The sequence below is a fragment of the Sulfurovum sp. NBC37-1 genome (assembly GCF_000010345.1).
Classification (GTDB): domain Bacteria; phylum Campylobacterota; class Campylobacteria; order Campylobacterales; family Sulfurovaceae; genus Sulfurovum.
The window spans coordinates 2,106,728-2,133,035 of the sequence record NC_009663.1 but is presented as its reverse complement, the minus strand read 5'-3'; the positions used below and the strand labels follow the sequence as shown (position 1 = coordinate 2,133,035).

24 protein-coding genes and 1 pseudogene are annotated in these 26,308 nt (G+C 42.7%); 21 read left to right on the top strand and 4 right to left on the bottom strand.

The features are described from left to right. Window positions 1-13 precede the first annotated feature (13 nt). From rpmF to SUN_RS10615, 4 genes are all read left to right on the top strand, one after another. Window positions 14-175 carry a 50S ribosomal protein L32 gene (gene rpmF, locus SUN_RS10630; RefSeq protein ID WP_012083812.1) on the top strand — a complete coding sequence of 54 codons (162 nt, stop codon included), beginning with the start codon at window positions 14-16 and terminating at the stop codon, window positions 173-175. Window positions 176-180: 5 nt separating this feature from the next. Continuing rightward, the gene (gene plsX, locus SUN_RS10625; RefSeq protein ID WP_012083811.1) at window positions 181-1,170 is read left to right on the top strand and encodes a phosphate acyltransferase PlsX; all 990 of its coding nucleotides are present in this window, start codon (window positions 181-183) and stop codon (window positions 1,168-1,170) included. Window positions 1,171-1,319: 149 nt separating this feature from the next. Continuing rightward, on the top strand, window positions 1,320-2,342 hold the full coding sequence (locus SUN_RS10620) for a beta-ketoacyl-ACP synthase III (protein ID WP_012083810.1): 1,023 nt from the start codon (window positions 1,320-1,322) through the stop codon (window positions 2,340-2,342). 200 nt (window positions 2,343-2,542) lie between these two features. Then, window positions 2,543-3,355 (top strand): TIGR00282 family metallophosphoesterase, encoded by an 813-nt coding sequence (locus SUN_RS10615; RefSeq protein WP_012083809.1) that lies wholly within the window; start codon window positions 2,543-2,545, stop codon window positions 3,353-3,355. A 20-nt stretch (window positions 3,356-3,375) separates the two neighbouring features. Here SUN_RS10615 and SUN_RS10610 read toward each other — a convergent pair whose 3' ends face one another. After that, window positions 3,376-5,376, bottom strand: a complete 2,001-nt coding sequence (locus SUN_RS10610; protein ID WP_012083808.1) for a DNA polymerase III subunit gamma/tau — start codon at window positions 5,374-5,376, stop codon at window positions 3,376-3,378. A 91-nt stretch (window positions 5,377-5,467) separates the two neighbouring features. On the opposite strand from SUN_RS10610, the gene SUN_RS10605 reads away from it, so the two are divergent. The 5 genes from SUN_RS10605 to mfd all read left to right on the top strand — a co-directional run bounded on the left by SUN_RS10605 (window position 5,468) and on the right by mfd (window position 13,710). Continuing rightward, window positions 5,468-6,349, top strand: coding sequence for a KPN_02809 family neutral zinc metallopeptidase (locus SUN_RS10605; RefSeq protein WP_012083807.1), 882 nt, complete (start codon window positions 5,468-5,470; stop codon window positions 6,347-6,349). Window positions 6,350-6,541: 192 nt separating this feature from the next. Beyond that, window positions 6,542-8,983, top strand: coding sequence for a leucine--tRNA ligase (gene leuS, locus SUN_RS10600; protein ID WP_012083806.1), 2,442 nt, complete (start codon window positions 6,542-6,544; stop codon window positions 8,981-8,983). 21 nt (window positions 8,984-9,004) lie between these two features. Further along, a complete protein-coding gene (locus SUN_RS10595; protein ID WP_012083805.1) occupies window positions 9,005-9,541 on the top strand; it encodes a hypothetical protein in 537 nt (178 codons plus the stop codon). Window positions 9,542-9,543: 2 nt separating this feature from the next. Next, window positions 9,544-10,710: a bifunctional folylpolyglutamate synthase/dihydrofolate synthase gene (locus SUN_RS10590; protein ID WP_012083804.1), complete on the top strand. Its 1,167-nt coding sequence runs from the start codon at window positions 9,544-9,546 to the stop codon at window positions 10,708-10,710. A 15-nt stretch (window positions 10,711-10,725) separates the two neighbouring features. Further along, a complete protein-coding gene (mfd, locus tag SUN_RS10585) occupies window positions 10,726-13,710 on the top strand; it encodes a transcription-repair coupling factor (RefSeq protein ID WP_012083803.1) in 2,985 nt (994 codons plus the stop codon). A gap of 54 nt (window positions 13,711-13,764) precedes the next feature. On the opposite strand, the pseudogene SUN_RS10580 reads toward mfd, so the two are convergent. The 3 genes and pseudogenes from SUN_RS10580 to SUN_RS10570 form a co-directional block, all read right to left on the bottom strand. Further along, window positions 13,765-14,313 (bottom strand): annotated as a pseudogene (locus SUN_RS10580) (transposase); the annotation flags it as partial. Between the two features lie 104 nt (window positions 14,314-14,417). After that, on the bottom strand, window positions 14,418-15,131 hold the full coding sequence (locus tag SUN_RS10575) for a response regulator (RefSeq protein ID WP_012083802.1): 714 nt from the start codon (window positions 15,129-15,131) through the stop codon (window positions 14,418-14,420). Next, entirely contained in the window at window positions 15,128-16,981 is a 1,854-nt protein-coding gene (locus SUN_RS10570; protein WP_012083801.1) for a 7TM diverse intracellular signaling domain-containing protein, read from the bottom strand. The genes SUN_RS10575 and SUN_RS10570 overlap by 4 nt, the downstream gene beginning before the upstream one ends. Window positions 16,982-17,081: 100 nt before the next feature. Here SUN_RS10570 and SUN_RS10565 point away from each other — a divergent pair, with 100 nt between their 5' ends. The 12 genes from SUN_RS10565 to SUN_RS13880 all read left to right on the top strand — a co-directional run bounded on the left by SUN_RS10565 (window position 17,082) and on the right by SUN_RS13880 (window position 26,270). Further along, window positions 17,082-17,780, top strand: a complete 699-nt coding sequence (locus tag SUN_RS10565; protein ID WP_012083799.1) for an OmpA family protein — start codon at window positions 17,082-17,084, stop codon at window positions 17,778-17,780. Between the two features lie 96 nt (window positions 17,781-17,876). Further along, complete coding sequence (locus SUN_RS10560) at window positions 17,877-19,433, top strand: bifunctional metallophosphatase/5'-nucleotidase (RefSeq protein WP_012083798.1); 1,557 nt, start codon at window positions 17,877-17,879, stop codon at window positions 19,431-19,433. Window positions 19,434-19,437: 4 nt separating this feature from the next. Beyond that, window positions 19,438-19,845 carry a hypothetical protein gene (locus tag SUN_RS10555; protein ID WP_012083797.1) on the top strand — a complete coding sequence of 136 codons (408 nt, stop codon included), beginning with the start codon at window positions 19,438-19,440 and terminating at the stop codon, window positions 19,843-19,845. Window positions 19,846-19,855: 10 nt separating this feature from the next. After that, entirely contained in the window at window positions 19,856-20,173 is a 318-nt protein-coding gene (locus SUN_RS10550) for a hypothetical protein (RefSeq protein ID WP_012083796.1), read from the top strand. A gap of 47 nt (window positions 20,174-20,220) precedes the next feature. After that, the gene (locus tag SUN_RS10545) at window positions 20,221-20,511 is read left to right on the top strand and encodes a hypothetical protein (protein ID WP_041672759.1); all 291 of its coding nucleotides are present in this window, start codon (window positions 20,221-20,223) and stop codon (window positions 20,509-20,511) included. Further along, a complete protein-coding gene (locus SUN_RS10540) occupies window positions 20,508-21,167 on the top strand; it encodes a hypothetical protein (protein WP_012083795.1) in 660 nt (219 codons plus the stop codon). Before SUN_RS10545 ends, SUN_RS10540 begins: the two co-directional genes overlap by 4 nt. 10 nt (window positions 21,168-21,177) lie before the next feature. Next, window positions 21,178-21,906 carry a hypothetical protein gene (locus SUN_RS10535; protein WP_012083793.1) on the top strand — a complete coding sequence of 243 codons (729 nt, stop codon included), beginning with the start codon at window positions 21,178-21,180 and terminating at the stop codon, window positions 21,904-21,906. An 11-nt stretch (window positions 21,907-21,917) separates the two neighbouring features. Beyond that, the gene (locus SUN_RS10530) at window positions 21,918-23,090 is read left to right on the top strand and encodes a hypothetical protein (RefSeq protein ID WP_012083792.1); all 1,173 of its coding nucleotides are present in this window, start codon (window positions 21,918-21,920) and stop codon (window positions 23,088-23,090) included. A 15-nt stretch (window positions 23,091-23,105) separates the two neighbouring features. Continuing rightward, window positions 23,106-24,029: a toxin-antitoxin system YwqK family antitoxin gene (locus tag SUN_RS10525; protein ID WP_012083791.1), complete on the top strand. Its 924-nt coding sequence runs from the start codon at window positions 23,106-23,108 to the stop codon at window positions 24,027-24,029. Then, window positions 24,026-25,300: a DUF1566 domain-containing protein gene (locus SUN_RS10520; protein WP_012083790.1), complete on the top strand. Its 1,275-nt coding sequence runs from the start codon at window positions 24,026-24,028 to the stop codon at window positions 25,298-25,300. Before SUN_RS10525 ends, SUN_RS10520 begins: the two co-directional genes overlap by 4 nt. Before the next feature lie 15 nt (window positions 25,301-25,315). Next, the gene (locus SUN_RS10515; protein ID WP_012083789.1) at window positions 25,316-26,005 is read left to right on the top strand and encodes a hypothetical protein; all 690 of its coding nucleotides are present in this window, start codon (window positions 25,316-25,318) and stop codon (window positions 26,003-26,005) included. A gap of 172 nt (window positions 26,006-26,177) precedes the next feature. After that, window positions 26,178-26,270 (top strand): serpin family protein, encoded by a 93-nt coding sequence (locus tag SUN_RS13880; RefSeq protein WP_148154697.1) that lies wholly within the window; start codon window positions 26,178-26,180, stop codon window positions 26,268-26,270. Window positions 26,271-26,308: the final 38 nt, after the last annotated feature.

Genomic DNA, 26,308 nt, shown 5'->3' with positions numbered 1-26,308 from the left:
TAAAGGATATACCATGGCAGTACCTAAGAGACGAGTGAGTCATACAAGAGCAGCGAAAAGAAGAACACACTACAAGTTGACACTTCCTATGCCTGTAAAAGATGCAGACGGAACATGGAGAATGCCTCACCACATGAACATGACAACCGGTGAGTACAAAACGACCAAAGCATAATAGCAATGATTAGAATTGCAATTGATGCAATGGGTGGGGATTTCGGTCCCGAACCTATCATTGAAGGTGTCGTTCAGGCACTTGAAGAGAAAACATTCCAGCCTATTCTTGTAGGCGATAAAGAAGAGATCCTCTCACTACTCCCCCAATATTACATAGACAAAGTAGAGATCGTAGAAGCAACGGATGTGATCGATATGAGCGATCAGGCAACCAATGCGCTTAAACGCAAAGATTCTTCCATTTACAAAGCGGTAGAACTGGTGCGCAACAAGGAAGCCGATGCTGTACTTTCCGCCGGACATAGCGGTGCGACGATGACACTGGCGACATTGCGTATGGGGCGTCTGCCACATATTTCCAAGCCGGCTTTGGCAACTTTGATGCCAAGTCTGGGGAAGAATAAAACCCTTGTGTTGGATGTAGGTGCGGTGACAGACTGTACGCCGCAGAACCTGTATGAGTTCGGTGCCATGGGTGAAGCCTATGTGGAAAAGATACTCAATATTAGAAATCCCCGTGTCGGCCTGCTTTCGAACGGTTCAGAGGACAGCAAGGGGAATGCCCTGACAAAAGAAGCGTTTGTCCTTCTCAAGAACCTCCGAGGATTTGTCGGGAATGTTGAAGGGAAAGATATTTTTAACGGCAAGGTGGATGTGGTTGTCTGTGACGGTTTCACGGGAAATATCATGCTTAAAGCCAGTGAAGGTGTTGTCACGACTGTTTTCGAACTGATGAAACAGTATATCCGTAAGTCACTGCCGGCAAAGATCGGTGCGCTGATGATGCGAAAAAAAGTTTTTGCCAATATGAAAAGACAGGTTGATAAAGACGAATACGGTGGTGCACCACTGCTTGGAGTGGATGGCTGTGCCATCGTATCGCACGGAGCTTCCAATGCCAAAGCGATCAAAAATGCCATCTTCCAGGCGATCCTCTTTACAGAGTCAGGTGTCAACTCCCAGATTGAAGAACTGCTCAGCGAAAAAGAATAATCAGAGACGATTTTTGACGTTATACTCTTACTCTTTGTAGCAGGAGTGTAGCTCTTTTTGCTTTCCCAAACCCCTTTTTTAGAACCCTCCTTAGTGGTGCCCTTAGAATATTATGGTAAAATACAGCTATTATTTTGCTAAGGATAACTATGTCACAAACTAAGCCAGTCTATGCTTCCTTCCGTTCGATCGGTGCCTATGTCCCCTCAAAGATCTTAAGTAATGCAGATCTTGAAAAAATGGTAGATACTACTGATGAGTGGATCGTAAAACGTACAGGTATCAAAGAGAGACATATTGCAGCTGACGATGAGTATACCAGTGACATGGGTGCCAAAGCAGCGAAACTGGCGATCGAACGTGCAGGGATAGAGAAAGAAGATATTGATCTTGTACTCTGTGCAACAGTGACACCAGACTATTTCAATATGCCTTCAACCGCCTGTATCATTTCTGATAAACTGGGAATCAGAAATGTTCAGGCCTTTGATATTTCTGCGGCATGCAGCGGCTTTGTCTATCTGCTTACTGTTGCGAAGGCTTTCATTGAATCGGGCATGAAGAAGAATGTACTGATCATCGGAGCGGAGAAATTCTCCTCAGTGGTGGATTATACGGACAGAAGCACCTGTATCCTTTTCGGAGACGGTGCCGGTGCAGCAATAATCTCGGCAACAGATAAGAAAGAAGAAGGTTTCATTGATGTTCATGCCTCTGCGGATGGATCGTATGCGGATTTCCTGGTAACACCGGCTCCGGGAGCGATCAACCCTGCAAGCCAGAAAGTGATCGATGAGGGACTGAATTTTGTACAGATGAAGGGGAATGAGACTTTTAAACTGGCAGTCAAGACCCTGACGAAAGATGTCAAAGAGATCCTGGCAAAAAACAAGATCGATTCAGGTGATATCCCTCATTTCATTCCGCATCAGGCAAATTACCGTATTATCAAAGCGGTAGGCGATGCTTTGAAGATGCGTGAAGACCAGGTGGTACTGACAGTTGGGAAATATGGAAATACATCTGCAGCATCCATTCCTATGGCTATTAATGAGATCTGGGAATCGGGCAGACTGAAGACCGGTGATCTGATGTTGCTCGATACTTTTGGCGGTGGGCTCACCTGGGCAAGCGCATTGTTGCCGTTTGCCGGGGAGAGCGTTCAGCGTTAAGCGCTTAGCGTTCAGTATTTATTCTTTGTCACTGAGCATTTGGTGTGCCGATGCGAAGGCGTGCAATATTGCGTAGCAACACGCCGAGAGCAGCGAAGCACACTTGCGAAGTGACGCTTTTTTGTCTACTTTTTATAAAAAAAGTAGGTAGAAAGACCTTACAAAAGATACAGCATGTTTTTCAGTAAAAAGGCTTATATTTGAAAATCGGATTTATAGGGGATGTGGTCGGTAAGCCCGGTCGGTTAATGATCAAGCGGCATCTCAGGCGTCTGCAGCAGGAACACTTCATCGATTTTACCATCGCCAATTATGAGAACGCTTCGCACGGTTTCGGGCTGACGCAGAAGAACTGTGATGAACTGCTGGGATACGGTATCGATATGATGAGCGGGGGGAATCACAGTTTTGATAAAAAAGAGATCCTGAATCTTTTTGGGGACTATCCGCTTATCCGTCCCGTGAACTATCCCAGAGAGACACCGGGTGAAGGTCTTTTTAGAACAACACTGTTGGGTAGGGAATTGGCCGTGATCAACCTGATGGGATATTATACGATGCCTATGGTGGACAATCCTTTTACGATGATCAAAGGTATCGTTGAAGAACTGAAGGCAGAGGGTGCCCGGCATATCATTATCGATATGCATGCCGAAGCTTCCAGTGAAAAACAGGCACTGCTTCATATGCTTAAAGAGGATGTTTCTGCCATCTTGGGGACACATACCCATGTGGCGACGGATGATCTGCATATTGCGGAAGGCTGCTGTTATGTGACTGATGTAGGCCTGACAGGTTGTAGGGATGGGGTGATTGGTATGGATACAGAAGTTCCTATAAAACGCTTTTTAACCGGTCTTGGCGGACATTTTGATGTACCGGACAAGTGTAAAGCGATCTTTCAGATGGTCGTTTTTGAGTTGGATGAGAATGGCAGGTGTATTGATGCGGAGAAGATCAAGATCTATGACGACAGACCCAAGATCGTGACCAAGGCCTGGCAGGAATCTTAGGGTGCGTAAACACGCACCATTTATACATTTTTCTTTATTCTGACCTTCTTGGGGTTCAAAAGTTCCATGGCTGCCTTGACCATAGGTTCTTCCAGCAGTGTTGAAGGATCTTTCTCTTTGGCTGCTTCCGTTTCCCCGGCATCGGGAGCGATACAGGAACTTTTCATCTCCAACTCTTCGATCATGGAACCGCTGTTTGCATCGTTATGGATCTGTTTAGGTGATTCGGCATTGAGTGTTGAGTGTTGAGCGCTTAGGGAAGAAATTTTTTGTGAATCAGGCCTTTCGTTGCTATCTGCTACCTCTTCATTGCTCGTTGTTATCGTTTTTTTTTTAGCGATATTGACTATTTTGGTCTCAAAGCCGAAAAGGTCTTTGACGAACATGTTGATGAGGCCCCAGTTGTTGATGAGCATCTTTTTGTCGTCACCTTCTGCGGTGGAGTTCCATGTTAGTTTATTGTCGGAAAAACTTTCAAATTCGATGTTTCGCTCAAAGCAGCTTCCCAGTTCATAGTTTCTATCATAGATCTTTGAAACAAGTTCTTTGAACTTGTCAGTGTTTAGCGTTGAGCGTTGAGCGTTGAGGGAGGGTGCAGCTGTTATTTGGGTTTCTTCTTTTGCCTTTGGTGCTTCCGTGACTGGTGTCTCCGGAGATTTTTGTTCCTGTTCAGTAGTTTCTTCAGATACTGTTTGTTTATCTGGTTTCATCGTAGGAGTGGGGGCACCCCGACCTACGGTTTCTTCCGGTCTGTTTTGTTCTTTTATTGTATTTTCAGGAGAAGTTTTTGGTAATGGTTCAGTTGTTTCTTCTTCCTTTTCAGCGCTGAACGCTGAACGCTGAACGCTCTCCGTCTGTGACGGAGTTAATATATCCTCTTCGGTGATGGTAATGACTTCTGAGGGTGTGGAAAGGTCCGGAACCGGTGTGGAGACCATGATTTCGCTTACTTCAACACCTTTAAGCTCTTTCTCGAGACCGCGGATCATCGTGTCGATATCTTTGATCTCAAGGGCTTCCATCATTTTAAAGAGCGCCAGTGAGAGTACGAACTCTCCGTCACTTCCCAACGCGAGCAGGCTTTTTGACTCGGCAATGACACGGAAAAAACGCTCAATGATCATTGGATTTAGCTTGCCGCTTCCCGTAAGCAGGAGTTCCTTGAGATAGAGGGTCAGTTCATCGAGGATCATCTCCGCTTCATAGTCCGATGCTAGCTTAATAAACTCGAGTATCTTCGTAGTATCCTTTTTTACAATATTACCAAGAAGTGCCTCAAGCAGGCTGGGTTCGATGATCCCGAGCATACCGGTGACCGTACCGACATCCACAAAATTTTTGGAGTAGACGATGGCCTGGTCAAGCAGGGTAAGGGAGTCTCTCAGGCTTCCCGCACCCGAACGGGCAATGATCTCAAGTGCCTCTTTCTCATACTCTATCTTTTCAAGGTTCATAATGTGCTCAAGATGGCTCAGCACAAGGTTCTGCGGGATCTTTTTGAATCTGAAATGCTGTGTACGTGAAAGAATGGTCGCAGGCAGTTTCAGCGGATCGGTCGTTGCCAGAATGAACTTGACGAAATCGGGTGGTTCTTCCAGTGTTTTGAGCAAAGCGTTAAAGGCCTGTGTGGTCAGCATATGGACTTCATCGATAATGAAGATCTTGTATCGTGCCGAACTCGGTTTGTACTTGGTATGCTCGATGAGATCTTTGATGTCGTCGATCCCCCTGTTGGATGCGGCATCCATTTCTATAATATCCATATGGCGGTTCTCCGCTGCCATGACACAGTGGGTGCAGGTACCGCAGGGGTGGGAGGTCGTTCCCTGTTCGCAAAGCAGCGCTTTTGCAAAAATACGGGCCGTGGAAGTCTTGCCGCTTCCTCTGAGACCGGAGAAGAGGTAGGCATGGGAGAGTCTGTTCCCGTCAAGCGCAAGAGAGAGTGTCTGCGAGACGGAATCCTGCCCGATAAGGTCATCGAAAGTGGCAGGACGGTATTTTCTTGCTAAGGCTAATGACACGGACACTCCTCATTTTTCAATGCATATATTGTAGTTAAATTTTACTTTTGATTGGTATAATCAGATAAGAAATAATAATAAAGGGTCTTTCATGAGAATGGATGATGAGCAAGAGAGCCGTAATGTAGACGACAGGCGTGCCAGTACCGGTAGGGGTGGACGGATGGACATGCGTACGATGCTGATGCTCTGGCCGCTTATCCGGCCGTTGCTGCGTTCGAAGCTGGGACTGTTGATCATCGGAGTGGGTGTGGCGGCCTATCTGATGGGCTATAATCCGCTGGCGCTGGTAGGCATAGGCGGCCATTCTGCCCAGCCGGTCAACAAGGCCGAGGATGAAAAACGGGCAGTGTTCATCAAAAAAGTGCTGAAAAGTACGGAAGATGTCTGGAGTCAGATCCTGCCAAAATACGGACTGCGCTACACAGAACCGGTGATGGTCCTGTATCGCGGCTATACGCAAAGTGGCTGCGGCGGGGCACAGTCACAGATGGGTCCTTTCTATTGTCCAAGAGACAAGAAGGTCTATCTGGACCTCGGTTTTTTCGATGAGTTGGCGAAACGGCACAATGCACCGGGAGATTTTGCACAGGCTTATGTACTGGCACATGAGATAGGCCACCATGTACAGGACCTTCAGGGTACACTTGACAAGGTACAGCGTATGAAACAGAGTTGGGGCGGCAACAGCAAAAAAGCCAATGCGCTGCAGGTACGGGTGGAACTGCAGGCGGACTGCTATGCCGGTATCTGGGGGCACTACGCCCAGAAAAAATTCCATATGCTTGAGCCTGGAGATATAGATGAAGCCCTCAATGCGGCAAGTGCCATAGGTGATGACAGGTTGCAGAGAGAAGCGACCGGGCGTGTGCGCCCCGATGCCTTTACCCATGGTTCTTCGAAACAGAGGGTAGAGTGGTTCAAGCGTGGATTTGAATCCGGTGATCTTCGACAGTGTGATACGTTTCGATAAATATTAAATGAATTGGTGTTGTCGGGGGACAACACCCTACAGTTTTATAATAAAAGTACAATCAATTACAAATTGCTGCCGTAGGGTGTTGTGCCCTCACAACACCAGGAGCAAGAGACAATATAGCAACCATTAACCCCATCTTCGATATAATCCTTTCAATTAAATAATCATACAAGAAGCGAGAAAACAATGAGTTACAATCCAAATGAGATTGAAGCCAAATGGCAGAAAAAATGGGATGAGGAACAGGCCTTCGAGCCGTCGGATTCGCATGAGCAGAAGAAAAAGTATATCCTGAGTATGTTCCCGTTCCCCAGCGGCCGTCTGCATATGGGGCATGTGAGAAACTATGCCATTGGCGATGCCTTTGCACGCTATTACAGAAAACAGAACTTCAATGTCCTGCATCCCATTGGCTGGGATGCCTTCGGTATGCCTGCCGAGAATGCGGCGATCAAGCATGGACGCCATCCCAAAGAATGGACCTACAGCAATATCGACTATATGCGCAAAGAGCTGAATACCCTGGGACTCTCTTTCTCCAAAACACGTGAGTTCGCTACCTGTGATCCGCTCTATACCAAACATGAGCAGAAGTTCATTATCGAAATGTTCGAGAAGGGGCTGCTTTACCGCGAATCGACCACGGTGAACTGGTGTGAAAGCTGTCATACGGTCCTGGCGAACGAGCAGGTCGAAGAGGGGTGCTGCTGGCGCTGCGACAATGAAGTAGAGCTTAAAGAGATGCCGGGGTATTATCTGGACATCATCAAGTATGCCGATGAGCTGCTGGATGATCTCGCACAGCTTGAAGGCAAATGGCCTTCACAGGTCATCGCGATGCAGCGTAACTGGATAGGGAAGTCACAGGGACTGGAATTCACGTTTAAACTGAGCAAAGAAAGCAAAGCCAAACTCGGAGGCAAATTCGACGGATACAAAGTGTTCACTACACGTCCCGATACGATCTACGGTGTGACCTATTCGGCATTGGCAGCAGAGCATCCCATTACCAAATACCTGGTGGAACATGGTTTGCTGGATGCCGAGGTAGCGGAGAAGATTACGGCAATCAGCAATATGACCGAAGTGGAGCGTGCGCAGGAGGGCAAAGAAGGCTATCCTTTGGGGATTAGTGTGATCCATCCCCTGACGGGAGAAGAGATACCGGTATGGACAGCGAACTTTGTACTGGCCTCCTACGGCGGTGGAGCGGTCATGGCCGTTCCGGCGCATGACGAGCGTGACTTCGAATTCGCTACCAAATATGATCTTCCCATCAAGCGTGTTATTCAGGGGGGTGATGAATTGCCATATACTGGAACAGGTAACCTGATGGACAGTGGCCGTTTCTCCTGTGTTGGCAGTGAAGAAGCGAAGATTGCGATCACCAATATCATGGAAGAGGAAGGCAAAGGAAAGGGTACGACCAACTACAAACTCAGGAACTGGGGTGTGAGCCGACAGCGCTACTGGGGTGCGCCTATTCCTTTCGTGCATTGTCCCAACTGCGGACTGGTACCCGAAAAGAAAGAGAACCTTCCTGTCGCCCTGCCTGACGATGTAGAGATCACCGGAGAAGGGAACCCGCTGGAGAACCATCCGACATGGAAACACTGCTCCTGTCCGAAATGCGGTGCCGATGCGATACGCGAGACCGATACGCTTGACACTTTCGTACAATCAAGCTGGTATCAGTTCCGTTATGCGACCAACCCGAAGAAGTGGGAAGAGGTAGGCATAGACAAAGACGATGCAAACTATTGGCTGGGAGTGGACCAGTACATCGGGGGTATCGAACATGCGATCCTGCACCTGCTCTATGCACGTTTCTTTACCAAAGTACTTCGTGATCTCGGCCATCATGACATTGATGAGCCGTTCACAAGACTCCTGACGCAGGGGATGGTACTGATGGATGGTGCGAAGATGAGCAAGTCCAAAGGCAATACGGTTGACCCGGATGCCCTTGTAGAGAAGTACGGTGCCGATACGGCAAGACTCTTCATCCTCTTTGCCGCACCGCCGCAAAAAGAGCTGGAGTGGAATGACTCCGCAGTAGAAGGTGCGTTCAGGTTCATCAAGAAGCTTTATGACAGAAAAAGCAAAGTAACAGGCAACATGCTGATAGACATCGACCACAGCGGGCTATCCAAAGAGAGTAAACTGGCACGTGTCAAAGTCTATGAGGCTCTGCAGAAATCAACGGATGTCTATGAGAGTACCTTTGCGTTCAATACCCTGATCGCAGCCTGTATGGAAGCACTCAATGCTTTGGACAAGCAGGACAACGGCGATGTCTGGGCAGAGGGAATGTACATCATGCTCAATCTGCTCGAACCGATCATCCCGCATGTGACTGCAGAATTGAGTGAACAACTTTTCAACAGAGAGAATCTTGCTGCCGTACTCGAAGTCAAAGAGGAGGTCTTTATACAGGACAGTATTCTTTACGTTGTTATGATCGGTGGCAAGAAACGGACCGAAATAGAGGTCAGCCCAGGTGCATCAAACGAGGAGATACTGGCTGCTGCCAAAGAGGCTGGAGACAAGTGGCTACAGGGTATGCAGGTCGTAAAAGAGATCGTCGTACCCAATAAATTGGTGAATTTGGCAGTTAAGCCAGCGTAAATAATAAATGAAGGTCTTGGCATGCATAAAAGTTTTTTGAAAAAAAACATACTGAAATTTTTAATTTTTAATTTTTCATTATTAATTCTTGTGAGTTGCGGCTACAAGCCTTCTTCACATCTTATCAGTAATATTTTTTCCGATTCGGTTTATGTCGAAGTAGTCATTGACAGGGTGGAACCGGAAAATGCGCCGTATGTCAAAGATGAGATGAACCGTCTGGTCTATACGCGTTTTAAAGGACATATCGTTCCAAAAGATCAGGCAGAGAGCCAGATACGCATCGATTATAAAGGCAGTACCTTTACCCCTTTGACTTATGAAGACGGATATGTTGTCCGCTACCGTGCCAACATCAGAGTGAAGTTCGATATGGTGACCAAGAAGGGCAAGCTCTCCAAAACGATCGTTTCGGTATTTGAATCTGATATCGAAAAGAGTTCCCTTAGCTCTTCAGCCCTCAGAACGGAAGCGATCCGTAAAGGACTGGAGAAATCACTCAATGAGTTCCTTGCCTATGCCAGTGCGAAGGGAATGTTGATAGAAAGTAGTAGGTAACAGTGAAGGATTTGACATTTGCGGAATTTTTAGACAAAAAGCCGCTTTATTACAAAGAGATTGACCATGAGCGGGTACATGTCGCCTATAGGATGCTCAAGCCGCATATCGACCGACCAAAGACAGTGCATGTTGTCGGAACGAATGGCAAAGGATCGACGGGACGCATGATCAGTCACCTCGCTTACCAGGGAGCAGGTTTGTCTGTTGGCCATTTCTCCTCTCCGCATATTCTGAAATTCAATGAGCGTATCTGGATGAATGGCAGTGATGCCTCTGATGAGGTTCTGGAAGCGGCGCATCAAAAGCTTTTTGCTATTTTGGGTGAAAAGATGAGTCATGCACTGAGTTATTTCGAGTATACCACTCTGTTGGCATTCGTTGTATTTGAGAATTGTGACCTGATGGTATTGGAAGCGGGTCTTGGCGGAGAATTTGATGCGACTAACGTCTGTGACAAGGAGCTGAGTGTCATTACTCCAATTGGGATCGATCATCAGGTTTTTTTGGGAGATTCCATAGAAGAGATTGCTGCAACTAAAATACGCAGTATCCAGTCCGGTGCTAAAGTACTGATCGCTCCACAGCCTTATGAAGAGGTAGTGGAGGTGGCAGCACAGATCGCAGAGAAGAAAGGAGTGGAGTTTTTTCTTAGTGAGCAGAAAGCAGAGACCAGGGAGCAGTTAGAGTATGTTGCCTTGGAAAAATCTTGGGGCAGTTATCTTGTGGATAATGCAATGGTGGCGTTGCAAGCACTGGATATTCTGAATATTCCATATGATATAGAAGCGCTTGGAACATTGGAACTTTTCGGGCGTTTCTATCCTTTAACGAAGAATATCCGTATCGATGTTGGACATAATCCTTTGGCGGCAAAGGCGATCGTCGGAGCGATGGAGCCGGATACGGTGCTTATCTACAACTCTTTGGATGATAAGGACTATGAAGAGGTTTTGAGAACATTGAAACCCAAGGTTAAACGGGTAGAGATTATCAGGATCGATTCCCAAAGAGCGACAACCGTAAAGGATATTGAAGCTGCATTGGAGAAAGTTGGTTTACCGTACAGTGATTTTCAAAATAGCATGGAGGATGATCAGCATTATCTGGTGTTTGGTTCTTTTTATACGGTGGAAGCATTCTTGAAAAAATTAAAAATTAAAAATTAAAAGTTAGAAATTAAAATGGTGTATCAAAGTAATATCTATGAATATTTGGAGAACGTAAAAGAAGAAAAGCTTCTTTTGTGCAAAGACGATAAGGAAGCCTTGCAAATAAGAGATGTAGCACAACTGCTAGGGTTCGATACCTTTGTTCTACCCGATATCAGGGTCAATATGGGTGAAGACCTTCGTGCCTATGTGGAGGACCTTCAGCTCTTTTTTGCACAGCTTTCCGCCTATCATGCTTCCGACAGAAAAAAGATTCTCATCTCGCCAGTCCGGACTGTACTGCTGCCATTTCCAAAACCTGAATTTTTCAGGAATAAAGTCCTGGAATTCGGCGACACGGTCGACCTGAATGAACTGAAAGATACTCTGTATCAGTGGGGATACCACTTTACAGATATTGCTGCAAGCAGAGGTGAGGTTTCTTTTCGGGGGGACATCATCGATATCTTTCCCATCGATGCTGAAAAACCCTACCGTATTTCCCTTTTTGATGATGAAATAGAGTCAATACAGCATTATGACGAAGCGACACAGAAGCGTTTCGAAGAGGAGTTGGACAGTGTAGAATTTACGCCGGCTTTCCTTGCGCTTGACAAGAAGCAGTATGAGGCCCTTAGAAAAAGAGTAGAGCGAAGCCGTTATGATACTTTCGTCAAAGATATAGATTCTCTTGGATTGTGGCATCTTGAAGATCTCGGTCAAAGTGCACTCGAACAGTTCCCTGCCGTTTGGGCAAGCAATCTGGATGAGGAACTTAAAGAGATCTACGAACTGGGTGAACCGCTGGTACCAAGAAAGGAATTCCTGCTCCCTGCCATTCCCGAAGGCAGCCGCTACCGTGACCTTGAAGTCGTCGATCCTAACAAACTGCTTGAGGCCCACAAAGACAAAAAGATCACCGTCATCGCCCGTAACGAGAGTATCGTCCGAGGCTCTGAGCTGAGCACTTTTGAGAATATCGAGTTTGTCTACCAGGACGGTATTGTCAATATCATGGGGGATGACAGGCTCATCCTCTCCCTGAACAAACCGCTCAAGAAGAAACGGGTCAAGAAAGCGACGATCATCCTTGATGAACTCAAGCCCGGTGACTATGTGGTACATGAGAACCACGGTGTGGGTATCTTCAAAGGGATAGAAAAGCGTGATGTTCTTGGGGCGACCAGTGAATTTGTGGTGATCTTTTATCAGAACGAGGATTCTCTGCTCATCCCGGTCTCCTCTCTTGAAGTGATCGACCGCTATGTGGCAGAGGGCGGGGCTCTGCCTGTTCTGGACAGGCTCGGCAAGGCAAGTTTTAAAAAGCTCAAAGGCAAGGTCAGGGAGAAACTTTTTGCCATCGCTTCCCAGATCATCAATCTCTCTGCCCAGAGGCACCTGAAAAAAGGTATCAGGATGAAGATCGACAGAGAGGAGCATACGCTTTTCATGTCCAAAGCCGGGTTCCTGCATACCGAAGATCAGGAAAGGGCGATCAACGATATGCTCGATGATATGAGTTCGGGCCGGATGATGGACCGTCTGCTCTCTGCCGATGTGGGCTTTGGAAAGACCGAAGTGGCGATGAACGGGATGTTCGTTGCCGTCAGGAACGGTTATCAGGCCATGATGATCGCACCGACCACACTGCTGAGTTCCCAACACTACAAAAGCCTCAAGGAACGTTTTTACGATTACGGCTTCAAAGTGGCCAAACTGGACCGTTTTTCTACGACCAAAGAGAAAAATGCCATCCTGAAGGGACTGGCGGAAGGGACTATCGATGTGGTAGTGGGTACCCATGCACTACTCAAGGCAAAGTTCAAGAACCTTGCTCTGGTAATCATAGACGAAGAGCACAAGTTCGGTGTAAAACAGAAAGAGGCACTCAAAGAGATGAGTATCGATGTGCATCTGCTCTCGATGTCTGCCACACCTATACCGCGCTCGTTGAACATGGCGCTTTCAGAGGTCAAGAGCTTTTCTGAAATACTTACACCTCCGACAGAACGCCAGGGCGTCCGTACTTTTGTGAAGAGTTATGACGACAAAGTGATCAAAGAGGCCATTCTGAGGGAGATGCGGCGCGGTGGGCAGATCTTCTATGTCTTCAACTCCATTGCCGGGATAGACGAGAAAAAGAAACAGTTGCTTGAAATTCTGCCTAAGCTTCGTGTTGCCGTACTGCACTCAAAGATCTCCGCCAAAGAGACGGAAGATGAGATGCTGAAGTTCGAGGATGGAGAGTATGATGTACTGCTCTCCACCTCCATCGTCGAGTCAGGCATCCATATGCCACATGCCAACACGATGATCGTCGAAGGGGCGGACAATTTCGGTATCGCCGACCTGCATCAGCTCAGAGGCCGTGTCGGACGGGGCGGAAGGGAAGGGTACTGCTACTTCATGGTAACGGACAAGGACAGATTGACCGAGAATGCCAAAAAGCGCCTCATTGCGCTGGAATCGCACTCCGATCTCGGTTCGGGTGCCGTGCTGGCTTTCCATGACCTCGAGATTCGTGGTGGTGGTAACATTATCGGGGAAGCACAGAGCGGACACATCAAGCAGATCGGTTATTCGCTCTACCTGCGTATGCTTGAAGATGCCATCAAAGAATTGAGCGGACAGGACAAAGAGGTGGCGCACAATATCGATATGAAACTTTCGATTGATGCCTACCTGAACGAAGAGCTCATCGAGGAGGACAGGCTGCGTTTGGAGCTCTATCGGAGACTTTCGCTTTGCGAAACGACGGGAGAAGTTTATGAGATAGAAGCCGAGATCGCAGACAGATTTGGTAAACCGGATACTATTACAAGACAGTTCATCGATGTCATGGTGATGAAGGTACTGGCAAAACAGCAAGAAATCTCCAAAGTTTCTTCTTATGGTGAAAATGTGTTCATCGAATTCAGAGAAGAGGGGAAAGAACGTGTGGTGTTGAAATCAAACTCAAAAGACGATGATGATATCATTGCTGCAGCGATGGGGTATCTAAAGGGAAATAATATTTAGTCAACCCTGAAAAACCTACTTCTCAGACAGACCAACTATTCTATACCATCAATTCTACCACAACCTGTAAAGTATCAGATAAAGATCAGCATATTTTCGTCTTTCTTCGGCTCTGATATGCAGCATAAAGTAAATGACATATGCAATTTTGACTAAAAAAAGCACCACCGAGAAGTTATTCATCCACTTCTTGAGATTGAATGCCGTTGCAGCCAGTAAAAGGTTGATCTGATCTTCCACAAATCCTTTCAAATAGTTCCTTTGCAACCTATGGTCTGATTTTATGTGACCAATGATGGGTTCAATGGCAGCCCGTCTTCTGAACTTCTTTCGTTTTTGTTCTTTCTGGTATTTGGTATCTCGTTTCTTTGGAGTATCAGGAATGCAGATAGCTGTACTGCCTACTTCTTTTTTGCCACGGTATCCGCTATCACAGATGGCTTCAACAATAGGTTTGGTTCTGTGCTTGTTTGCGTGTGATAGTGCAGCTTCCAGTGTTTTGGAATCGTGTTCATTCTTTTCGTGTACCACAGCACCGATAATCACGTTACTCTTCATAGTGGTCACCAGTGAAGCCTTGGTGCCATACTCATATTTCTTATGGTCTTTGCCTTTGTTTTAAGGAGGTGTTTGGGTTTTTCAGGGGTAACTAGATATACTTCAAAACATCTCAGAACTTTTAAGGTATCAGACATTTATAAAATCTGCTAGTTTCCATGGTTATGTTTCCCGTTTAGAACCAGCATGTAGCCATGTGTCGGGACTGTTTGGATAAACTTGTGTTTCAGTTTCTGTCGCAGTCTTCTTACCAGTGTCCGTATGGTATTGTTGTTGGTTTCTCTCTGTGGCCATATGGTACTTTCAATACTGTAGAAATCTACCACATGATCTTTCCGGTCGATTAAGAGCTTTAAAAGTTCCTGTTCTTTTTTGGTTAGCAAGATCATTTCATCACAGCAATAGAGTATTTGCCTGGGGAGATCATAGGAGAATTCCCGGTCCAGTACGATCCGGTCTTTTTGCTTTGTATTGGTTTCATTGTCTTTCTGTATTTTGTGGACAGCGATTTTTAAAAATGCTTTTAACTCCTCTCTTTTAAAAGGCTTGGAGAGATAGGCGGTAGGGTTGAGTTCTACCGCTCTGTCCACATTGTAGTCATCTAAATGGGCGGTTAAAAAAATGATCTCAGTATCAGGATATTTTTCTTTTATTAGTGTGGCAGTTTCGACTCCATCCCTCTTTCCTTTAATGCAGATATCCATTAAAACAATGTTGACATCATTCTCTGAAACGACCTCGAGTGCATCGTCTGCATGGGAGCATATGCCGGCTACTGCATATTCAAGTTTTTTGATATAACTTTCTATTTCCATTGCAACGATGCTTTCATCTTCGACAATGAGTATGTTGATGTTATTCATATTGTAAACTTTATTGTGTATTTTGTATGTTCATTTGTTTCTGTTTCCAGAGTCCCTTCAAGCTGATCATAGATCAAAGTATGTATTAGCTTCAGTCCAAGACCCTGTTTTTGTTTTTCATGTATATAACCTTGTCCGCTATCTCCCACAATAAGCACATATTGATCTGCTTCTTTGTTCAGTCTAATGCTGATATGCCCCTGTTGGTCTATAAAAGCGTGTTTGTAGGCATTGGTCACGAATTCATTGATAATCAGGCCTATATAGATGGCTTTTTGCAATGGCAGTACAGCATTGATATCTGTTGAAGTAGAGATATGATGATATCTGAAATTGTAAGCTTCAGAGATATCTAAAAGCAGGGTTTCGATATAGGGTTTCATATTGATCCTTTCAAGGTTGTCTGTAGAAAGAAGCATCATGTATGTTTTGGCAATGGCATTGACTCTCTGTTCGAGATTGGTCAATTTATCATTGATTTCAGGATTGTCGATCTCATCATTTTGCAAACGTAACATGGAGAGAATGATCTGCAGATTGTTCTTAACCCGATGGTGTATCTCCTTGATCAGAAGTTCTTTTGTCTCGACTGCCTGCTTGAGCTCTCTTGTCTTTTCGATCACTTCTTTTTCAATCATCGAGGCTCTGTTTTTTGATTCCAGCAGTATGCGGGCATCCGCTTTTTCTTTTGCAGTATGCAAAAGAGTATATTTGTCTGCAAATGCCAAAGAGAGTATCATCGCTTCAAAAGCGGTACTGAACATAAGGAGATTTCGAAACTGTTGCATTACAGAAGTAAGACCGATGGCATCAAGGATCATCAGAAGGTAGGAGACAAACACGATCCCGAATCCGACGATAAACAGTCGTGCCTGCTTTTGGCCCCGAAGGTAGGAGATGATACCTGCAAAAAGGTTGAAAACAATAAAAATAGTACCTGTAGCCATGAGAGTATTGAAATAATACATACCTGGTATAGAAAAAATGATGGTCTCTATAAGTGCCAGGAAAATGAAGAGTTTATATACTCGGTGCAATGCTGGAATTTCAGGTGTTTTTAGAAAGTTCATAGCAAACAGTGCAGAGGTAATGAGCAATAGATTTATTTTGAGTACAACCATATCTATGTCCCATAGTACAAAAAATGGCGGAAAATAAATCTGGGTCAATCCGATATATGTCAACTGCTGATAGACTAGAAAAAATAGATAAAAACTGTAATAACGGTAGCTTCTGTCTTTGGTATAAAAAGAGACAAAAAAGCTGTAAAGCATCAAGGCAAAAACCATACCGATCAGCATACTGTTGATAAACTGTTCATGGCTGTCTTCCAAAAAATATGCTTCTGACTCTTCTATAAAAATACCAAAATCTACAGGTTCGAAAGAGGAGTTGACTTTCAGATAGTAGGTTTGGAAAGTATGAGGTGCTACGTGAATGTCATAGTAGGGAAAGAGTGTGGTGCGTGTCTGTGTTTCTATGCTGTTGACACCTTTTTCGATTGGGTTGTCCAGTGTATCTGCTGTATAGAGTGCTATATGTTCAAGAAGCGGAGAGGTGAGTATCATGGATTTTTTTATGGGTTTCTCTGTGGGGTTATTGAGTTCCAGTTTGATCCAGATCGTTTTTTGAGATACGCCAAGATTGATATAGGGCTCCCTATAGTCTTTAAAGAGGTTATTTGCCAGTAGTTGCTGGATTGTTAGCTCTTTGTTCGCAACATAAATACTGCTGTGTTCCAAAAGTGATATTCTCGTGTCTTTGGAAAGGTCAACTGTGTCCGCGTGTAGTATTGACCCTGCAAAAAGGATAAAAAGAATGATAATGCTTTTTATATAGTTGTAAATCATAAAAAATTTTATCCAAAATGATGTAAAAAGCTCATTTTGTCACAATTTTGTCACAACAATTGATTATAATAGATGTATCCATAAAATTTAAGGAGTAAAAATGTATATCAAAAAAATAAAAACAGTTACCTTGGTATCGATAGCTACAGCATTACTTGGAGGGTGTGCTTCCACAGGAACGAGCAATACCACAGACGGACTGATAGGGGGAGCAGCACTTGGAGCGCTGGCAGGACAGGCGATAGGTCACGATACAAAATCTACCATGATCGGTGCGGCAATTGGTACCGCAGCCGGTGGATTGATCGGTTACAGCCTTGATCAGCAGGCCAATGACATTGCCAGGTCACTCGGTACAGGAGTCAACAATGATCCTCTTGCCTATCTTGATCCCAATCAGGATCTTATTGTTTCCAATAACGGCAGATATGTGAAGATCATGTTCCGTGACCGTATGATGTTCCCTACTGGTTCATCCAGGTTAACTTCAAGTGCATCGTATAAAGTAGGTAAAGTAGGCAAGATCCTTCGTGAGTACCCGCAGACGATTGTACAGGTGGCAGGTTTTACGGATGACAGGGGAGGGTACGACTACAACTACAGACTTTCCCGAAATAGAGCGAAGACCGTATCGGACAGACTCTACAGAGAAGGTATCAACAACCCTAGTTATGTAACAGGTTGTTCTTATAACAAGCCATTGGTACCGAATAATTCGGAACGCAATATGGCACTTAACAGAAGGGTTGAGATATATCTTTATCCAAATAACGATGTACGTGTAGACCCTTGTCGTTAAGGTGTCCTTAATTGTCTTTTCCCTCTCTTTTGGGAAGCGACAATTTTCTTTTTTTCTTTCTGTCCTCATAATCCAAATTTAAAAGGTGTGAATCATATGAAAACTCTATTTTTACTGATAACTTTATGTCTGGCTCTGCTCTATGGAAAAACCATCAGCATTGTAGGAACAGCGGACTTGCAGGGGATGCTGGAGCCGTCCATTCAAAAGGTCGATATTGATGGAGACGGAAAGCGTGAGAAGGTGGAGATGGGCGGGATCAGTCATTTAGCTACTTTGTATAAGCAACTTAAAAAGGACAATCCCAATACTGTAATAGTCTCTGCCGGTGATGATTTGATGAACCGTTATTTTCATGTCTATAAAGGTAAGGCAATACTGGGGATGATGTCTGCGGCAGGCTATGAAATACTGGCTCTCGGGAACCATGAGTTTGACAAAGGTACTGATGTCCTGGCAGAGGCTTTGGAGGGGACAAGCTTTAGTACACTTTGCAGTGACCTTGATGTGTCTGAGTCAAAGTTACAGGGTAAATGTGAAGACTATCTTATCAAAGATATCGATGGCGTGAAGGTTGGATTTTTCTCTCTCATTACGGAAAGTCTGCTCGATGCCAGTTCGGCCAAAGGGATTCGTTTTAAAGGCAGCAACGTAGAGATGGCGAAGGAGATGGTCAAAGTACTCAGAAACAAAGGTGTAGATGTTATTGTTCTAGTTTCTCATATAGGGTACAAGGAGGACAGGGCATTGGCCAAACAGGTTAAAGGGATAGATGTGATCTTTGGTGGTCACTCCCATGCCTATATAAAAAAGATAGGACACATAGGCAAAATAGCCATTGTCAATGGGGGTGAACAGGGCTCACAAGTGGTCAAAGTTGACATTCCGCTGGATGAGAACAATAAGGTCTTAAGCCACGATATACGTATGACCAAGATCCCTGTAACTTCAAAATATATTGCAGATGCTGGTGTAGAAAAAAAACTTTTGCAGTTTAAATCAAAACTCCCTAAAACTCTGGTCTTGGGTCAGACCAAAAAAGAGTGGGTGATGGACTCCAAGGTGACACGCAGAGGTGAATCTGTGGTAGCAGATATGGTAAATGATCTTATGCGAAAGAAATACAAAGTAGACATGGTCCTTAACAATGCAGGGGCATTCAGGGGTAAAAAGATCTATCCAAAAGGAAATATCAGCAACACTATGCTCAAAGAGATAGACGAGTTTGGCAATTATGCGTATTTGCTGACGATGAAAGGGAAATATATTTTAGAGATACTCGAACACAGTGCCGCACAGTATAAGTTGGGTGGTTTTATGCAGGTTTCCGGATTGAAATATACAGTTAAGCTCCCTAACAAAATACAAAAAATAGAAAATGAAAAAATAATCCAAAAAGGGGAACGTGTTGCCGAAGCCAAAGTTCTTCAAAATGGAAAATGGGTAGATATAGAGCCTGAAAAAGAGTATACAGTCTTGACCAATTCATTCATCGCACTCAAAGGCGGTGACGGATATTACTGGTTTACTAAGTATGGCACCGATGCACAAAATACCTATGCAACTTTCTATTCTATCATGGCAGAAGAGGTATCTGAGCATAAAGAGTTAACGCCAGGCAATAATGATGGCAGAATAATGGTTATACATTAAAATAATGAAAAATATTATTTTAGGGGTGATGTTCATTATATTGGGTGGATGCGTGAATACAGATATGAAGAGCAGAGTCGATACGAGTTCTCTTCCTGAAAAATGTGGAGAGTATGAAGTGCATTATGGTGTACCACATGGGTACAAGAAAGCTGATGGGAGCGTAGGTGAGCCAATTACGCTTAATGGGAAAAATATGAGTTATCTGGATGCAAAATACGTGGGTAAAGAAGTGGCTGTATTTACTTGGGTTCAGGTGGTTGGCGGATTGCCTATGCCTGATGGTAGTGGTGGTGAGGCTACATATTATTATAACCCAAAAAGAGTATTGCCGTTACGAAATGAATACAATATATTAAATTGTGATGCTATAGATAATACGTGTCGTGAGCTGAAGCGTCGTGAATACTAAGGATACTCTTATGAGAATTATTGGATTAGTGTTTTTAATATGGGCAATGGCAGAGCTTCATGCCAAAGAGATACAATGGAAAAGTCTACAAAATATTTACAAATACTCAGCAAGTGATTTTCATCTTAGAGATGATATTGTAGCGATGGAGATCAGATGTTATGACACCTATGATAACTATAAAAAATACAATAAACCAACTGTTGAAATGAAATTTTATAAAACATCACTTAATCTCCTGGATTCAAAGTTGGTCAAAAGGTTTCAAAAAGCTGCACCCAACCTATCAAAAAATGGTAATATTCACAGGACTTCAAAAGTTCAGTAGAGATTTCCAATGCTTTTATCATTGATACCACTGGAAAGATACTGCGAATGAACGAGATCGTAGATGTGATCGGCTATATGGGAGAGATAGATACTCCGGCAGAAGCTCAGTTGATCTTGTGGCTTCACAGCAAGCATGAGGGAAAACAGTATCGTAAAACATCCAAAGGATATGGAAAAATAGCAGAGATTTGTGAAGAGTATAGAGAAGTGATCGATAAAGCTATAGTTAATAAAAAAGGTAAAATTGTCAGTTATAAGCAAGTGAGTATAGCTAAAAAAGGTCAGGTAAGCTGTATTCATCCTGGGCAAAATATAGTAGATGGAGTATATCAATGAGAAATTATCAGAATATTTTACATAGAAGCTTGTTGGTGTTTATGAGTCTTTTTATATTTTTAGGGTGTCAGCAACCTATGCTTGACAGTGGTGAGACAAAGTTTAAAAAGTTAAGTGAGTATCATTTAAGTGATTTTGGATTGGGTAAGAATGTACGCTATTTTGAGATTGTAAGACATGGGTCTACTCCAGTGATAGTTATTAAATACGGAACAAAAGGAGATATCACTATAGATGCTGCCATAAATAACTATAGCAATAAGCGTATCAGAAAAACCTCGTGGGATAAACTTATGAAAAAATTACATGCGTATTCATACGGTATGATGTTTGGCGGTTTTTATACAGTGAGATACATTGATAGTCGTGGAGAGTCCTTTGCCATTACTCAAATAAGTGAACTCAAACATTTTCTGGGTCTAATAGATACCCCTGCTAAGCTGCAAATGTGGTTCTATCTGAGCGGAACAAAATTAGGCTATAGCTACAAAAAAGAGCATGATTTCTATATTGTGAGGTGGGACTATCAGTTGATTAATGATACAGGAATGTGTACAAAGTATCGTTACAGAGGCATAGTGGACATTCATGGAAAGGTTATTAAAAGATTTGATAGTCAAAAACCAGAAAAATGCCCTCGTTTAGGGAAGAGGTAAGTGAGATAAAATGAAAATATTTAAAATAGTATTACTAGTATTATTAATAGTCAGCGTAAGCACCAAAATTACTTTTGCCAAGTCAGGTACATTAACACAGAAGCAGCTTAAACACTATAAGCCGTTGAAAGCGAAGGAAGGTAAGGTTTTGAAGTCATTGACGGATTATATGCTTAGTGATGTCCATTTGGCGAAGCCTGTAAAGTATTTTGATATTAAAAGTTACTCTTTGGATAAACCTTATTCGGGAAAGTTAAGCAGAAGTAGGGGTTCTACAGCCTGGTCTTTCGATATAAAAGCCTATAGAAAGCTCTCAAATAAAGAGAAAAAAGAGATTGCTTCTTTGCATCCGGCTTCAGATGGGTTTGGAACTACATATTATATAGACGGAACAGCAGGCATAGCATCTGTCTATAACTTACACTATATTGACATGAACTCCAAGGTACATACTGTCTTTTCTAAATCTGAACTTGTAGGTTTTTTAGGTGAGATAGATACACCTGCTGAAATGCAGATAATGCTTTTGTCTTATCCTGGAATACATCGATATAAAGAGAAGGATAATCTTTATATTATTCGTACAGATGATATTTATGAAGAAAGTGATGGAGTTTATACTCATGAAATCTATCATAGAATTATGAATAAACAGGGTTCGGTCGAATCGGAAAGAGTTAAATTTGTACAATCTTCTTCTAGGAAGAGATATAAATATTTACTTAAAAAATTTAAGTAGTGGGAGAAAAAATGAAAATATTGAAAATAGTGTTATTGGGATTATTGATAATCAGTGTTAATGCGCAAGGTGCAAAATGGCAGAAACTTAAGCCACTTAATGCCTATAAGGGAAATGCCTATCATCTCAAAGAAAATGTTGCATATATGGAGATACGCTGGTATGCCACGAAAAAAGGCAAGAAAATAACTGAAACTTTAAAATTATATCGAAAGCCTTTGGAGAGTTATCCTGAGGATACTATTCTAAAGTTTAGATCGTTGAAACCAAAATATTCAAATAATGCTGATATTGGATGGTCGGGAAATGCTTTTTTTATTGATACTGAAGGTAAGATGTTTCAGATGGATATGAGAAAAGACATCATGAGTTTGTTGGGTAAAATAGACAAACCGGCGGAAGTAGAGCTTATTTTGTATTTGAACAATGCGGAGGGCAAGCATTACTTTAAAAAAACATCTAAGGGGTACAGGGTAAAGACAGTCGAGAAACTAAAAGGCTGTACCAGTAAGGTTGGTCAGGGGATGGTTAACAGGTCTGGAAAATATACTGATGAATTCAGATACAACCTTCAGAGAAAAGGGTGTAAAAAAAGAAAGCATACTAAATTTATACACAATAAAAAAGTCAATTACCAGTCCTATGATAAAATTGTACTAGATGATAAGGGAAATATTTATGTTTTAGGAAGTGTGATAAAAAGTAAATTGAGTGATGAGTATAATAGTTTTTATGTATTGGAAAAATACACTAATAATGGAAAGAGAGTATGGAGTAAAAAGTTAAAAGGTTATCCCACAAGCCTTGTCGTAAAAAATAGTTTAGTTTATGTCTTTAATGATAAAAAATTGAAAGTGACATACAGGTTAAATGGTAAGAAAAGCTCATTTGGAAAGGTTGTTGCAGTAAGTCAAAAAGAGAAAAATATTTATGAAAAAAAATATTCTCCTGAGGGTTTGCCAAACAAAAAAGAGGCTACTGATTTTTATTTGAGTGATTATGCCAAAGATAATAAAGGCAATATATACATAGTGGGCAGTGAAGTGTTTTACCCTAGCGGAAGCCCTGATGATGTACCTAGTGGTGAGTGTGGAAATGTAGAAGAGGTACACGGAGCACTTATAGCAAAACTGAATAGCAAAGGTAAAACAGTATGGGCAAAAGTGATAGACAGAAATGATTAAAAGTATGAAAATAATATGAAAATTTTAATAGTAACCATGTTTCTGATATGGATAGGTGGATGTGCAACACGGTATGCTCAACCTCCGCTTCTCCTGAAAGCGCCAACGATCGAGTCAAATCCTCCCTCTTTTTCAGAATCTTGGGGCAACGGTAAAACCCAGAAAGAGGGTGATCATAGTATTATTCGCAAGGAAAATAGCCAAGTGTATATCATTACTTCTGAAAAAAATGGCGAGAAGGATGGTACTGAGATACGCTACGACAAAAAAACAAAAAAGATAGTCTCTGAGACTAGCTACAAAAATGGTCTGCTTGAAGGCTTGTCGAAAAAATACAGTCCAGAGGGTGGCTGGCTCTATGAAACGATACTCTATCGCCATGGTAAGAAAGTAGAGGTCAGAGAGTACAACCAAAAAGGGCAGATGGTACACAGTACACCCTATAAAAATAATCAAAAAAATGGTGTAGAGCAGCGTTTTGGATATATATCTGGTGTATTGGAAAGTAGGGTTACCTATGTTAATGGGACTGTCAAGGATCTAAAATCATACTGTAGTAACGGAAAGCTCTCTCTCGAGATGAAACTAAATGGATGTCGTGTGGGACCTGAGAAGAGTTGGTATTGTGATACGGGTATCCTCCAGCGTAAATCTCCCTATAGAAACTGTAAATTAAACGGTATTGAAAAGAGATATGACAATGCGGGTCATTTACAGTATGCTGTAAGCTATCGTAATGGTTTAAAAGATGGGTATGCCAAAGAGTATTATCCTGATGGGAAGGTTAAGTATGTGGTGTTCTATCACCAAGGGAAAGTGGACGAGAAAGGGTATTTTTACGGTACCGATGGCAGTAAAGAGCGAATGGATTACGATACGCTCACTCATTTTTGTGATAAATTTCCGGAAGTTTTTACTGAATGGTGGTGGGCAAAATGAACAAGTTTTTGATAGTAATGGCACTGTTTTTACAGTTTTTAAGTGCAGAGGATACAGTGGTTATTGGTAATACAATGTATCAAAATCAGCCATTTACGAAAAAAGATAAACATATCTTTGATACGGATTGGGAGGGGCTGCGTGTATGGCGCTGGAACAAAGCTCAGGACTATTGCAAGAAGTTGAATATCAATGGTTATAGTAATTGGAGAGTTGCCAGTCAAAAAGAGCTTCAAGCTATTATGACAAAAAAACCTACTGCTAAAGGGTTGTTTGTTAAATCTGAATTTGCCTCTTCCATGCCTGAGGTGGGCGGTAAATATGATGATGTATGGATGTGGACGAGAGAAGATCGTGGAAAGCTGGGTGCCTTTGTAAACTTTAAAAAGGCAAAGAGTGGTTGGGCAGACAAAAAGTACAAAGGGTATGTGCTTTGCACTAGAAAGGTTACAGCACTTTCGCCTAAACAAAAAAGAACAGTATGTAAAGACAATGCCAGACAGGAGATGACTTATAGTGCAGACTGGGTAAAGGCATGGCATACCTGTTCGGGCTATACGGCACTCAAAAAAGATGGAACGCTTTGGCAGTTTGGAAAAGTTGGAGAGTGTGGTTGGGGAGGGATTACGCCTTTTGACCCTCAAACAGGTAAGGCAATATACAAAGAGAAACATATCTATACACTAAAACCTAAAAAAATAGGGAGTGGTTTTAGAGGAGCTAAAATTATCAATGGTGGATATCGTCTCTATGCTATCAAAAAAGATGGAACACTTTGGGGATGGGGTGAAGGTTTGGGAGTGAAGCCTATAAAGCTGGATGCTTCCCATAATTGGTCTGATTTTGCTGTCAAATATGAGGGAAATGGCTGTTGTGCTTATGATGTCGGATTAAAAAAAGATGGTACGCTTTGGCGTTTTCCCGATTCTGCTTTTGCTCTTGGTAAATATAAGACTGCACTGAAATTAAAAAAAATCAGCCAATTTAGTGACTGGAAGAAGATTATATTGGATTGCTGTAGAATCTATGGAATGAGAAAAGATGGTTCACTATGGAGAGCAGATACTTGGAATGGTCCTAAAATTATTTTTAAGAGATACAGTAAAGCTAAAAAAGAATCATATGTAGAACTAGATAAATATCCGGTTCTCAAATCAAAAATGAACAAAATGTCATTGGGAACAATCTACAGCTCTAATTATTTTAACAAAAATCTAAAAGCCAACAAAGATGGCACACTTTGTTTGTTGCCTATAATAAAAGAAAACTAAAAAGAGGAGGAGCGAATGAAGTTTTTGATTATACTGATCTCAATGGTATTGTTTCTGAATGCCCAGACCGTGACACTGATACACAAACCTGTCCCAAGACTTTCCAAAGGTGAAAAAAAGTTTAAAAAAATAAACTCATACGGATGGAGTGATTTTCATTTAGGATGGCAGGTAAGCTATTTTGATGTGGTCTCTTTCAATACCAAGCCTTCTGACGGTAAACATTTTGAGCTTCCTGGAGGTAAAGCGGTTTTTAGAGAAATTTTGCACATTGGCAAAGCAACAAAAAAGCTCAATAATCGTTCACAGCAGTACCTTGCAAAGGCCATTATGAAACCAGCATATTTCTGGAAGTACCCTCAGCCACTGCTGAATGACTACACTTTTTACACACTTCGTTTCATAGATGCCAAAGACGGAAAACTCAAAGCCATAGAAACACTTGATGACGTACAACAGTTTCTTGGTAACATAGATACAGAAGCGGAAATACTTCTGTGGATTATGGCATCGGACCATCCTGGACGAAGAAGTTACAGTTATAAAAAAGTGGGCAGGAACTACAGAGTACGTTTTCTTGATTCAGATATGGGTGAATGTTATTTTCATGAATATTTTCGCTATTACGATGAGAAGGGAAAAGTGATGAAAGAAAAAACACTTAGAGAGGTACATGTTAAAGGCTGTGTTGAGATAATGATATGATGCATTAAAGTATGCATTTCAAATATGTAGAGGGGTTTGATTATCAAGCGATAGTGCTACCCTATTAAGAACAATGGCACTTCAATGGTCGTCATTTTGCCTAGTAAGGGGAAGTATGATCGTGTAGTACGTAATCTTGGTAGGCGTACCTTGATCTCCTAAAATAAAAGTGATGAATGTAAACAGACCGTTTATCGTTGTTGTCAAAGATGAAGAGACAGAACAAGTTCTATTTATGGGGAATATAGCAAATCCCAAAAAGTAAGTTTTTAAATTTGTCACATTTTTGTCACATCTTAATGG

Bases quoted from the DNA above. Each gene is read 5' to 3' on its own strand.
- SUN_RS10605 (WP_012083807.1), top strand. From the start codon at position 5,468: ATGAGAATGGATGATGAGCAAGAGAGCCGTAATGTAGACGACAGGCGT.
- SUN_RS10555 (WP_012083797.1), top strand. From the start codon at position 19,438: ATGAAAAATATTATTTTAGGGGTGATGTTCATTATATTGGGTGGATGC.
- SUN_RS10560 (WP_012083798.1), top strand. From the start codon at position 17,877: ATGAAAACTCTATTTTTACTGATAACTTTATGTCTGGCTCTGCTCTAT.
- SUN_RS10570 (WP_012083801.1), bottom strand. From the start codon at position 16,981: ATGATTTACAACTATATAAAAAGCATTATCATTCTTTTTATCCTTTTT.
- SUN_RS10545 (WP_041672759.1), top strand. From the start codon at position 20,221: ATGAACGAGATCGTAGATGTGATCGGCTATATGGGAGAGATAGATACT.
- SUN_RS10515 (WP_012083789.1), top strand. From the start codon at position 25,316: ATGAAGTTTTTGATTATACTGATCTCAATGGTATTGTTTCTGAATGCC.
- SUN_RS10530 (WP_012083792.1), top strand. From the start codon at position 21,918: ATGAAAATATTGAAAATAGTGTTATTGGGATTATTGATAATCAGTGTT.
- SUN_RS10535 (WP_012083793.1), top strand. From the start codon at position 21,178: ATGAAAATATTTAAAATAGTATTACTAGTATTATTAATAGTCAGCGTA.
- mfd (WP_012083803.1), top strand. From the start codon at position 10,726: ATGGTGTATCAAAGTAATATCTATGAATATTTGGAGAACGTAAAAGAA.
- SUN_RS13880 (WP_148154697.1), top strand. From the start codon at position 26,178: ATGAATGTAAACAGACCGTTTATCGTTGTTGTCAAAGATGAAGAGACA.
- SUN_RS10520 (WP_012083790.1), top strand. From the start codon at position 24,026: ATGAACAAGTTTTTGATAGTAATGGCACTGTTTTTACAGTTTTTAAGT.
- SUN_RS10565 (WP_012083799.1), top strand. From the start codon at position 17,082: ATGTATATCAAAAAAATAAAAACAGTTACCTTGGTATCGATAGCTACA.
- SUN_RS10550 (WP_012083796.1), top strand. From the start codon at position 19,856: ATGAGAATTATTGGATTAGTGTTTTTAATATGGGCAATGGCAGAGCTT.
- SUN_RS10525 (WP_012083791.1), top strand. From the start codon at position 23,106: ATGAAAATTTTAATAGTAACCATGTTTCTGATATGGATAGGTGGATGT.
- leuS (WP_012083806.1), top strand. From the start codon at position 6,542: ATGAGTTACAATCCAAATGAGATTGAAGCCAAATGGCAGAAAAAATGG.
- plsX (WP_012083811.1), top strand. From the start codon at position 181: ATGATTAGAATTGCAATTGATGCAATGGGTGGGGATTTCGGTCCCGAA.
- rpmF (WP_012083812.1), top strand. From the start codon at position 14: ATGGCAGTACCTAAGAGACGAGTGAGTCATACAAGAGCAGCGAAAAGA.
- SUN_RS10540 (WP_012083795.1), top strand. From the start codon at position 20,508: ATGAGAAATTATCAGAATATTTTACATAGAAGCTTGTTGGTGTTTATG.
- SUN_RS10620 (WP_012083810.1), top strand. From the start codon at position 1,320: ATGTCACAAACTAAGCCAGTCTATGCTTCCTTCCGTTCGATCGGTGCC.
- SUN_RS10595 (WP_012083805.1), top strand. From the start codon at position 9,005: ATGCATAAAAGTTTTTTGAAAAAAAACATACTGAAATTTTTAATTTTT.
- SUN_RS10575 (WP_012083802.1), bottom strand. From the start codon at position 15,131: ATGAATAACATCAACATACTCATTGTCGAAGATGAAAGCATCGTTGCA.